The organism is Pseudomonas syringae (assembly GCF_021606685.1).
Lineage (GTDB): Bacteria > Pseudomonadota > Gammaproteobacteria > Pseudomonadales > Pseudomonadaceae > Aquipseudomonas > Aquipseudomonas syringae_R.
Genome location: NZ_WKCB01000124.1, coordinates 1 through 10,624, shown reverse-complemented (window position 1 = coordinate 10,624; position 10,624 = coordinate 1). Strand labels below are relative to the sequence as shown.

12 protein-coding genes are annotated in these 10,624 nt (G+C 62.7%); 7 read left to right on the top strand and 5 right to left on the bottom strand.

Annotation, left to right across the window (positions count from 1 at the left end):
• Positions 1–9: 9 nt before the first annotated feature.
• Positions 10–849: a cache domain-containing protein gene (locus tag GIW02_RS26340; protein ID WP_236419821.1), complete on the bottom strand. Its 840-nt coding sequence runs from the start codon at positions 847–849 to the stop codon at positions 10–12.
• Positions 850–899: 50 nt separating this feature from the next.
• A complete protein-coding gene (locus tag GIW02_RS26335; protein ID WP_236419819.1) occupies positions 900–1,673 on the bottom strand; it encodes a transporter substrate-binding domain-containing protein in 774 nt (257 codons plus the stop codon).
• Between the two features lie 344 nt (positions 1,674–2,017).
• Here GIW02_RS26335 and GIW02_RS26330 point away from each other — a divergent pair, with 344 nt between their 5' ends.
• From GIW02_RS26330 to GIW02_RS26310, 5 genes are all read left to right on the top strand, one after another.
• Positions 2,018–3,388 carry a glutamine synthetase family protein gene (locus GIW02_RS26330; RefSeq protein WP_236419817.1) on the top strand — a complete coding sequence of 457 codons (1,371 nt, stop codon included), beginning with the start codon at positions 2,018–2,020 and terminating at the stop codon, positions 3,386–3,388.
• 364 nt (positions 3,389–3,752) lie between these two features.
• Entirely contained in the window at positions 3,753–4,352 is a 600-nt protein-coding gene (locus GIW02_RS26325; protein ID WP_236419135.1) for a class I SAM-dependent methyltransferase, read from the top strand.
• A 122-nt stretch (positions 4,353–4,474) separates the two neighbouring features.
• Positions 4,475–5,608: a ribonuclease D gene (gene rnd, locus GIW02_RS26320; protein WP_236419134.1), complete on the top strand. Its 1,134-nt coding sequence runs from the start codon at positions 4,475–4,477 to the stop codon at positions 5,606–5,608.
• On the top strand, positions 5,605–5,898 hold the full coding sequence (locus GIW02_RS26315) for a YcgL domain-containing protein (RefSeq protein WP_056857316.1): 294 nt from the start codon (positions 5,605–5,607) through the stop codon (positions 5,896–5,898). Before rnd ends, GIW02_RS26315 begins: the two co-directional genes overlap by 4 nt.
• Positions 5,899–6,006: 108 nt before the next feature.
• Entirely contained in the window at positions 6,007–6,939 is a 933-nt protein-coding gene (locus tag GIW02_RS26310; protein WP_236419133.1) for a D-2-hydroxyacid dehydrogenase, read from the top strand.
• Between the two features lie 125 nt (positions 6,940–7,064).
• On the opposite strand, the gene GIW02_RS26305 is transcribed toward GIW02_RS26310, so the two are convergent.
• Positions 7,065–7,649 (bottom strand): nitroreductase family protein, encoded by a 585-nt coding sequence (locus GIW02_RS26305; RefSeq protein WP_236419131.1) that lies wholly within the window; start codon positions 7,647–7,649, stop codon positions 7,065–7,067.
• 153 nt (positions 7,650–7,802) lie between these two features.
• On the opposite strand from GIW02_RS26305, the gene GIW02_RS26300 reads away from it, so the two are divergent.
• Together GIW02_RS26300 and GIW02_RS26295 are read left to right on the top strand one after the other, a co-directional pair.
• Complete coding sequence (locus GIW02_RS26300; RefSeq protein WP_065950524.1) at positions 7,803–8,252, top strand: YcgN family cysteine cluster protein; 450 nt, start codon at positions 7,803–7,805, stop codon at positions 8,250–8,252.
• Between the two features lie 13 nt (positions 8,253–8,265).
• On the top strand, positions 8,266–9,486 hold the full coding sequence (locus GIW02_RS26295; protein WP_236419129.1) for a hypothetical protein: 1,221 nt from the start codon (positions 8,266–8,268) through the stop codon (positions 9,484–9,486).
• A 136-nt stretch (positions 9,487–9,622) separates the two neighbouring features.
• Here the strand turns inward: GIW02_RS26295 and GIW02_RS26290 are convergent, their stop codons facing one another.
• Together GIW02_RS26290 and GIW02_RS26285 are read right to left on the bottom strand one after the other, a co-directional pair.
• A complete protein-coding gene (locus tag GIW02_RS26290; protein WP_236419127.1) occupies positions 9,623–9,964 on the bottom strand; it encodes a YgaP family membrane protein in 342 nt (113 codons plus the stop codon).
• Between the two features lie 67 nt (positions 9,965–10,031).
• Entirely contained in the window at positions 10,032–10,499 is a 468-nt protein-coding gene (locus GIW02_RS26285; RefSeq protein ID WP_003189607.1) for an RNA methyltransferase, read from the bottom strand.
• Positions 10,500–10,624: the final 125 nt, after the last annotated feature.

Here is a 10,624-nt window from a genome sequence, read left to right as displayed (position 1 = left end):
CCCCAACCCTCAAGGACTGTAATACCCCACAGCCACCATAAAATGCCCCGCCTTACGCACATAGGCATGTTTATTCTCAACCCTATCCGTCACCGGATTTCTCCAGCGATACTTGTACTCCCCCTGGTCCTGCTCCCCCATCAGCTTGAGAATCGGCTCCCCCACCGGTTTACCGTCAGGGTCCTTGACCTTGCCAAAGTCAGTATTGATCAGCCGCAAGTTAGTCCCATGCGCCACATAGCGCTGAGTCCTGAGATCCACCACAAACACATACAAGTCATCCTGCAGAAACCCACCCTGCAATGAGTTGATGGCCTTGAGCGTACCCACCTCATCCTTGAGCAGCGCATTCACCGCCTTGTTACGCAACGCCCGCGCCTGTTCCGGCGTCGCCCGGGGCAGGTAGTAACCCACCGCCAGGATCCGCTCGCCCACCCGCTGGTAAAACACATGCTTGTGCTCCACCTTGCCATCGTTCCAGTTCTGCCAACGGTAATCGGCCTGCTGAATGCCCTGGCCCTCCGGCACGCTGAGCGCCTCCTTGAACGATTGGCGTAAATCCGCTCCCAACACTTCGCTCACGTCACGGCCGATCAACGCGGCGGAGGGCCCGCCACTCGCCAGCAGCACCCCACGGGTATCGACCACGAACACATAGCGGTCCTGGTCGATAAACTCGCCCTGGCGGCTGAACGCGGCAAACGCCTTGTCACCGTTGCTCTGGTAGTAGGCCAGGGCTTTTTCCAGCAAGGCCTTGGCCGCCTCGGCGTCCTCGTCCTGCGTTGTGGCGGCGTGCACCTGGCTGAAACACAACAGCAGCAGCCACGTGATGCGGAGCAATCCCTTCATGACCCGTCCCTCATTGTTATTGGTGTGACCAGAGCGTAGACGGCTGTGGCTCAGGGCGCCGCCAACCATTGATTGACGATGCCGTCGTACACCCCGGTGGCCACGCTCAGGTGCAACCACTGGTCGACATAGCTCTTCCACGCCACGTCATCGCGGGGCAGCAGGAAGGCTTTCTCGCTGTACTGCATCTGCCGCTCCGGGTTCACCGCACACAGCCCGGGCTTCTGCTTTTGTTGATAACGCGCTTCGCTGGCGTCGGTGATCATCACGTCGGCCTTGCCCGCCAGCAGTTCGTCGAAGATGGTCACGTTGTCATGCAGGCGGATCTGCGCCTGGCCCAGGTGGGCGCGGGCAAAGACTTCGTTGGTGCCGCCCGCCGGTTCGATCACGCGCACCTGGGGCTGGTTGATCTGCTCGACCGTCTGGTAGCGCTGCACATCGGCGCAACGCACCAGCGGGATCTTGCCGTCGACCCCCAGGGCCTGGCTGAAGAAGGCTTTTTTCTGGCGTTCCAGCGACACCGAAATACCGCCGACGGCGATATCGCAGCGCTGGGCGAGGAAGTCCGGCATCAGGCTTTTCCAGGTGGTGGGCACCCAGGTGATCCTGGCGTTGAGGCTCTTGGCCAGGGACTCGGCCATGGCAATGTCGATGCCTTCATAACTGCCATCGGCGCGCAGCGAGGTGTAGGGCTTGTAGTCGCCGGTGGTGCAGACGGTCAGCGTGCCGCGCTGCAGCACTTCGTCCAGGCGCGAGGGCGCGGTGTCGGCCAGGGCAGTGGTTGCCAGGCTCGCCAGTACGCACAGGGTTATTGTTGTTTTCATGCGGTCGAGTCCTTGGGGCATGCTCGGGGGCGGTCATTATTTCCAGCAGGGCAGCCAGCTGGCAAGGGCCGTGAATGTTTAGCCAGGTTGCAACCAAACTCCGTCAACCCTGAATTTAACCCCCTATGCGGGCGTGTGACGCTGGTGGTTATCTCTAGCACTGTGATTCCCGCATGGACGGCTCTCTCGACACTCACCCCGCGACACTGCCGTCCGATCTCGCGTTCTGGGCCCTGTTCCACTGCCGGCACGCACGCCCACCAGATACCTCATTCCTGCGTTGATCCATCCCCTGGATGGCGCGCGTCTGCGCGCCTGCCTCACACCGACGAATGAGAATGCCCATGAGTGTTTTTGCCTGCCTGCACGAAGCCCAATCCTTCCTCGACCAAAACCCGGACATCGAGCTGTTCGAGCTGTTTATCCTCGACAACAACGGCGTGCCGCGTGGCAAGTTGCTGCACCGCGACGAACTCTTGGCGGTGTATGCAAGCGGCCGGCCGTTGCCCAGCACCATCCTCGGCCTGACCATCAATGGCGATGACGTGGAAAACTCCGGGCTGGTGTGGGAGGTGGGCGATATCGACTGCCGCGCCTACCCGATCAGCGGCAGTTTGCAGCGCATGCCGTGGCGGCTGATACCGACCGCAGCCGTGCAGGTCAGCATGCACCCCACCGAAGGCCTGCCCGCCACCGTGGCCGACCCTCGGCACTTGCTCGCCAAGGTGATTGAAGGGCTGCAGGCCGACGGCTATTACCCGGTGATGGCGGCGGAGCTGGAGTTCTACCTGCTCGACCAGAAACCCGACGGCAACGGCCGCCCGCAACCGGCACGGGACATGGATGGTGGGCGCCCACGCTCGACCCAGGTCTACGGCCTGCGCGAGCTGGAGCAGATCGAGCCGTTTCTCGCCGATTTGTACAGCGCCTGCAAGCTTCAAGGCATCCCGGCACGCACGGCCATCTCCGAATACGCCCCGGGCCAGGTCGAGATCACTCTGGAGCACCGCGCTGATGCGTTGCAGGCCATGGACGAAGCCGTGCGCTACAAGCGCCTGGTCAAAGGCGTGGCGCACAAGCACGGGATGACAGCCTGCTTCATGGCCAAGCCGTTCGATGACCTGGCCGGCACCGGCATGCATATGCACGTGAGCCTGGCGGACGCCGAGGGCAATAACCTGTTCGCCAGTGAGGCCACCGACGGCACGCCGTTGCTGCGCCAGGCGGTGGGCGGCATGCTCAGCACGTTGCTCGATTCGTTGCTGCTGTTCTGCCCCAACGCCAACTCCTATCGGCGCTTCCAGACCAACAGCTATGCGCCGCTGGCCGCCACCTGGGGCGTGGACAACCGCACCGTGAGCCTGCGCGTGCCCGGCGGCCCGGCCTATTCGCGGCATATCGAACACCGCATCTGCGGCGCCGACGCCAACCCCTACCTCGCGGCGGCCGCGATCCTCGCCGGTATCCACCGCGGCATCCGTGAACAACTTGACCCCGGCGCCCCGGTGCAAGGCAACGGGTATGCCCAGGCCAAGGAATTGCTGCCCACCGACTGGCTCACCACTTTGCGCGCGCTCGAAGGTTCCAGCTGGGCCCGGGAGGCATTCGGCCCCGAGTTTCTCGGCGTGTACCTGGCGGTAAAACGCGCCGAATACCGCCAATTCATGGGCGAGGTGGGCGAGCAGGATTGGCGCTGGTACCTGCACCAGGCGTAAGTGAACGGCGTGGCGAGCGGGCTTCTTGTGGCAAGCGGGCTTGTGTGGCGAGCGGACTTGGTGTGGCGAGCGGGCTTGCCCGCGTTGGGTGGCGCAGCCGCCCCAATCAGGCCGCTCCGTCCGTTCAGACAGAACTGCGGTGAATGGTTTCAGGGCCGCTTCGCGCCCCAACGCGGGCAAGCCCGCTCGCCACACAAGCCCGCTCACCACAACAAGCCCCGTTCGCCACAACATGCCCACTCACTTCAACAAGCCCGCTTGCCACAATATGCCGGGGGCGCGGCTTTCGACCTTTTTTTGACATTGCAGTGGTTAAGCTGCGGATCAAGGTCGTTCACTACCTGTTTATTCATATGAGCCCGTGATGTCGCCACAACCTCCTTCTTCCATCGAGATTGAATACGCCGAGCGCTGTGACCGTGAGCACGCCAGGGTCTGCGGTGACACCCGGCCGCCCGGGTTGCGGCGGCGCCTGGCCTCCTGGCGCGACGAATGGATGGTGCGCCAGGCGCTGAAAGTCGCCGGCGAACCGGGCCTGGTGCTGGACCTGGCCTGTGGCTCGGGACGCTTCTGGCCGGTGTTGGCCGAACACGTCAACCGCGTGGTACTGGCCTCGGACAACTCCCAGGACATGCTCGACCACGCCCTTACCCATCACCCGGCGTCATTGCTCAAACGGGTCAAGACGTTCCAGGGCTCGGCGTTTTCCATTGGTTTATCGGCGAATGCGGTGGATTGCATCTTCTGCCTGGAGTTGTTTCGTCATGTGCCCAGCAGCGACGGGCGCCTGGCGTTGCTGCGGGAGTTCCACCGGGTCAGCCGGGACACGGTGATCGTCTCGGTGCCCGCACGCACCCCGGTAGAGGGGGAGTTCCGTGAAGCTGGCTTCAAAATCCTTCATCACCAGGAATTCATGCCAGGCTCCAGCCTCTGGCGCGTCTACGTGCTGCGTAAGGCAGGCTAAGTCCTGACTGTCAGACTATTCTTCTTATCCTGTCTGAGTTTTCATGGTCGCCTGTGCACTGCGGATGCTCGCAAGCCCCTTTCGCGATATATACTGCGCGCCATTCTTCAAGGGAGAGCCGTGTGGCCATCGATATTCACTGGATCTGCGACAACGATAGCCTCGGCCAGCATTGCGCCGAATGGCAGCAGTTGCCATTCGTCGCCCTCGACACCGAATTCATGCGGGTCGACACCTTTTACCCCATTGCCGGGCTGATCCAGATCGGCGATGGCGTACGCGCTTACCTGATCGACCCCCTGACCATCGACAACTGGCAACCCTTGGCCGCCTTGCTGGAAAACCCGGCGGTGATCAAGGTGGTGCACGCCTGCAGCGAAGACCTGGAAGTGTTGTTGCGCCTGACCGGCAGCTTGCCGGTGCCGTTGTTCGACACCCAATTGGCCGCCGCTTACCTGAACCTCGGGTTCTCCATGGGCTACTCGCGCCTGGTGCAGGCCGTGCTCGATATCGAACTGCCCAAGGGCGAAACCCGCTCCGACTGGCTGCAGCGGCCATTGTCCGAGACGCAAATCAGCTACGCCGCCGAAGACGCGCTGCACCTGGCCGAGGTTTACGTACGCCTGCGTCCGCAGCTGTCGGAAGACAAATACGCCTGGGTGCTGGAAGACGGCGCCGAACTGGTGGCCAACCTGCGCCGCGAGGTCGACCCGTACGAGGTGTACCGCGACGCCAAACTGGCGTGGAAACTCTCGCGTGCCCAGCTCGCGGTGTTGCGCGAACTGTGCGCCTGGCGCGAGCAGCAGGCGCGGGCCCGTGACCTGCCGCGCAATCGCATCATTCGCGAACACTCGCTGTGGCCCCTGGCCAAATCCCAGCCGGATAACCTCGTCGCCCTGGGCAAGATTGAAGACATGCACCCGCGCACCGTGCGTCAGGATGGCCAGTTTTTGCTCGACCTGATCAAGCGTGCCGGCAGCGTCCCCATGGACCAATGGCCGCCCGCCGTGGCTGAGCCGTTACCGGTAGACGCCGCGACGCTGATCAAGCACCTGCGCGCCCTGGGCCAGGCGCAAGCCGAGCGTCTCGACATGGCGCCGGAACTGATGCTGCGCAAGAAAACCCTCGAAGCCCTGGTTAAAAGTGGCTACCCCGATGGGCCTTATAAATTGCCAGACTCGCTGCGTGGCTGGCGCCGCGAGTTGATGGGCCAGGCGCTGCTCGACAGCCTGGCCACTGCCGGAGAACAGCCTTGAAACGTATTTGCTCCATCTACCGCAGCCTGAAAAAAGACGGCATGTACCTCTACGTGCTCAAGAGCGACGCCCTGGAACGTGTGCCGGAACCGTTGATGGCCGCGTTCGGCAAGGCCCATCTGGCGTTCGAGATGATCCTGACGCCGGAGCGCAAGCTGTCGCGTGAAGACATCACGGTGGTCCTGGAAAACCTTGACAAGCAGGGCTACCACCTGCAAATGCCGCCGGCCGAGGACGAGTACATCGAACACTTGCCCGAAGAGCTGCTGCGTCGCAACGACCCGATGTGATCGGGTCCGTGCCCTGTCCGGGGCACGTGTTTGACTGAAATCGTATTAGTGGGCGGTGGCCGTAAGGAAGCGGGCGGCCGTCTGCACTGTTTTTGAAAGGTTTGAACCATGCGTGTTCTGATTGCTGAACAGGATCACCCGCTTTACGCCCAACTGCTCAACGAAGCGGCGCCGGACCTTGAGGTGCTCACCAGCGGCGACTCGGCCGAACTCTCGCGCCTGGCCGCCGATTGCCCGGTATGGCTGGGCCAGCCGGACCTGCTGGCCACGCTGTTGCGCCAGGGGCATCGCCCGCAATGGCTGCAGTCGACCTGGGCTGGCATCACGCCGTTGTTGGCCGAAGGCCTGCCACGCGACTATCGCCTGACCCGTGCGGTCGGCATCTATGGCCAGGTCATGGCCGAATTCGTCCTCACCTACATGCTCGGTCATGAGCGCGAAGTGCTCGCGCGCCTGGTCAGCCAAGTCGAGCGCAAGTGGGACAGCCGCACCGGCCAGAGCCTGGCGGGGCGCAAGGTGCTGATCGTCGGCACCGGCGATATCGGCCAACGTGTCGCCGAGTTCCTCGTGCCATTTGGCGTCAAACTGTACGGCATCGCCAGCACCGCACGGGAACAGGCGCCGTTTCTCGAAGTGGCCGGGCTCGACCAACTGGGCCGGCTGGTGGGGGAGGTGGATTACGTGATCAACCTGCTGCCCAATACGCCGAACACCCATGACCTGTACGACGCTGCGCTGTTCAAGCAATTCAAGCCAAGCGGTTTGTTCATCAACGTCGGGCGTGGTGTGGCGGTGGTCGATGCCGACCTGGTCGAAGCCTTGAAAGAGGGGCACCTGGCCGGTGCAGTGATCGATGTCTGCCGCCAGGAGCCGTTGCCGCAGCGTCATCCGTTCTGGACGGCCTGGGGCCTGCTGCTGACTGGGCACAGTTCTGCGCCGACCTCGCCGCCGATGATGGTGGAGCTGTTCCTGGAAAACGTGCGCGCGTATCAGGCCAAGCAAGCCTTGCGCGGGGAAGTCAGCTTCGAGCGCGGCTACTGACACACCAAAGATCAAAATGTGGGAGGGGGCTTGCCCCCGATAGCGGTGGGTCAGTCAGCACATGTAGCGACTGGCATTGCGCAATCGGGGGCAAGCCCCCTCCCACATTTTTTACGGCATCAGGCTCAGAGGCTGAAGTCACCCTCGGATACCAGCTCGCTCAGCGGCTTGCGCGGGCTTGGCGCTTCACGGCCTTGCAGGTATTCGGGCAGGGTCGATTTGTCCCCCAGCTTGCCGACGGCTACGGCCGCGTGCAGCGCGTAACCTTCTGGAATCTTCAGCTCTTTGCGGGTCAGCTCCTGGTCGAAGCCGGCCATGCCGTGGGTGTGCCAGCCGCTGAGGCTGGCTTGCAGCGCCAGGTGGCCCCACGCCGAGCCCGTGTCGAAGGTATGCCACAGCGCCGGGGTTTCTTCCGTGGCGCCGGGGGCGATGAAGTCGGTTTTCGAAGCGATGATCACCAGGGCCGACACATGCTGCGCCCAGTTACGGTTGAATTCATTCAGCAGGCCCAGAAAGCGTTCCCAGTCCGGCGTGTCGCGGCGCGCATACAGAAAACGCCAAGGCTGCGAGTTGTAGGCCGAGGGTGCCCAGCGTGCGGCTTCGAAGAAGCTCAGCAGGGTTTCCTGGGGGATGCTCTCGCCGGTGAACGCGCGAGGCGACCAGCGGTCGGTGAACTGGGGGTGGATCGGATAGTCGGCAACACGGGTCATGAGCAGTTCCTGATCGTCAATTCGGCGTTCAAAACTACTGCGCAGCCACTAGACTGACAAGTGTTGTTACACCGCCAGTCGTAAGCACTTGGTTATAAGGGGCTTGGGCACTAGACTGGCGGCCTTTTCACCTACCGATACTGATGTAGAGCCATGGCCGCCAAAGTCGAACCTTTCTGGATACGCAAAACCCTTGAACACCTCGATCAGGAGGAGTGGGAGTCTTTGTGCGACGGCTGTGGCCTGTGCTGCCTGCAAAAGCTTGAGGATGAGGACGACAACAGCGTCTATTACACGCGTATCGCCTGCAAACTGCTCGACCTGAAAACCTGCCAGTGCAGCGACTACCCCAACCGCCGCGCCTCGGTGCCGGACTGCATCCAGCTTACGCCGGGCCAGGCCGATCAGTTCAAATGGCTGCCGCCCACCTGCGGCTATCGCTTGGTCAGCGAGCGCAAAGACCTGCCGTTGTGGCATCACCTGGTCTGTGGCGACCGCGACGCCGTGCACCACGAGCGCATTTCCCAGTCCGGGCGCATGCTCAGCGAAGGCAGCGTGCCCGAGGACGACTGGGAGGATTACCTGATTTTCCGCGCGGGCTGAACGAGGAGTGTGTATGAGGCGGGGATTCAAGCTGGCGGCAGCGCTGATGGTGCTGGCGATGAGCATGCCGGCGTGGTGCGCGAAAAAAGTCGACCTGGATTATCACGTCAAGCTCCTGCCCCAGAGTGACCAGGCCGAGGTGCGCGTGAGCCTGTCCCAGGGCTCGGCGGTGCGCAGCCTCACCTTTGACCTGGGCCACGACGGTGACTACAGCGACTTCAAGGCCGATGGCCAGTGGAGCGTCAGCGAGCACCGGGGCTTGTGGCAACCCAGCGCCAGCAAGGCCAGCCTGACCTACCGCGTACGCCTCACCCATGCGCGCAAACCGGGCATTTACGAGGCGCGCATGACCCCGAGCTGGGCGCTGTTTCGCGGCGACGATCTGGTGCCGCCCGCGCGCCTGGACCAGCAGGACGGTGTCGAGCTGGTTTCGCGCCTGGTGTTCGAGTTGCCGGCGGGCTGGAAAAGTGTCGAAACCGCCTGGCCGCGCATCGGCAAGCACAAATTCCGTATTGATAACGTCTCGCGCCTGTTCGACCGCCCCACCGGCTGGATGCTTGCCGGTCACCTGGGCAGCCGCCGGGTACGCCTGGGCGAGAGCGAAGTGACGGTGGCCTCGCCCAAGGGCCAGGCCATGCGCCGCATGGACGTGCTGACCTTGCTGACGTTCGTCTGGCCACAGGTGGAAGCGGCGTTCCCGCGTCATCCGGCCAAGTTGTTGGTGGTGGGCGCCAGCGACCCGATGCGCCGTGGCGCGTTCTCGGCGCGGGACTCGATCTACCTCAACAGCCGTACGCCGCTGGTCGCCGAAAACGGCAGCAGCCCGTTGATCCGCGAGGTGGTGCAGGCGATCGGGCGCTTCAATGATCACGACACCAGTGACTGGATCAGCGAGGGTCTGGGCGAGTACTACGCCATCGAACTGCTGCGCCGTGCCGGCGGCATCACCGATGAACGGTACCAGGCGATCCAGGCGCGATTGGTGAAGGAAGGCAAGGACGTGAGCAGCCTGCGCGGCGAACATATCAGCGGCGCGACGGTGTCACGGGCGGTGGTGGTGTTGCAGGAGCTGGACCGCGAGATCCGCGTGAAAACCCACAACAAGCGTTCCCTGGATGACCTCGCACAGGCGGTCATGCGGGCCAATAGCATTACTACGGCGGAGTTTGTGCAGTTGGCCGAGAGCATCATCGGCGAGTCGTCGGTGGTGCTGGATTCGAAGTTGTTGCACTGAGCCCAAGCCCTGCACAAAGCCAAAATGTAGGAGGGGGCTTGCTCCCGATAGCGGTGGCTCAGTCACTTTGCGTAGTGACTGACGCTCTGCTATCGGGAGCAAGCCCCCTCCCACATTTGATGGTGGTTGAGTCTAACTATTTGATGGTCTTCTCAGCCGCCACTTCAGCCTTGGTCTTCAAGTTTTTCAACTCGGCACCGGCACGCTCGATCTTCGTGCGTACGCTGTTCATCTCTTGACGGCCCTGTTCGAGCTTGTCCTTGAGCGAGCTGTGGCCAGTAAAGCCGCGAGCCAGCGCCACGCCGCCGATTGCCACCTGGATCAAACCGAAAATCCCGCCACGGCGCAGGCCTTTACCGACCATCATTACGCCGCCGGCGACCGAGCCGATGCGTTCCCAACCGTGCACATTTTGTGTGGGCTGGGTTTCAAATGGCGTGTGTTCGATGATAGGTCGCACGGTTTTGCTGTCGCTCATGGTCTGTCTCCAACAAGGGCAAGTGTATGCAGCTGACTGCTGGCAGGCGCCGGATGTTCCCAAAAAATCAGTACTTGGGGCCCGAACGGGTGTTGTTGCCCTTGGCCAGACGGTCGTAGAGCACCACGTTGACGGTGGCGGCGAGGTTCATGCAGCCGGTGGTTGGGATGTACACGACGTCTTCACACCAGTCGCGGATCTCTTTGTCCAGCGAGCCATCTTCGGGGCCGAAGATATACAGCGCGCGGTCTGGATGGGTGTATTCGGGCAGGGGGCGGGCGCCTTCCACCAGCTCCACCGCGACGGGGATGCAGCCCAGTGGCAGGATCTTTTTCAGGTCGTCGATACCGATCAACGGAATATCGTGGTGGACCTTCTTGGTGTCGGTGATGAAGTCCCGGGCGCGCTCGTAACGCACGCCGGTGTAGAACACCGAGGCCACGCCGTAGCAGCCGGCGGCACGCATGACCGAGCCGACGTTTTCGGGGGATTTGGGGTTATACAGACCGATGCAGCTGTAGCGTTTATTGCCCACGGGGAAGGGTGCCTTGGAGAAAAGCGGTGATTATACGGGGATTGGCCAAACCCGTGTGGCACGCGAGCTTGTGTGGTCGCAGAGCTTATGTGGTTGCAGGGCTTGTGTGGCGAGCGGGCTTATGT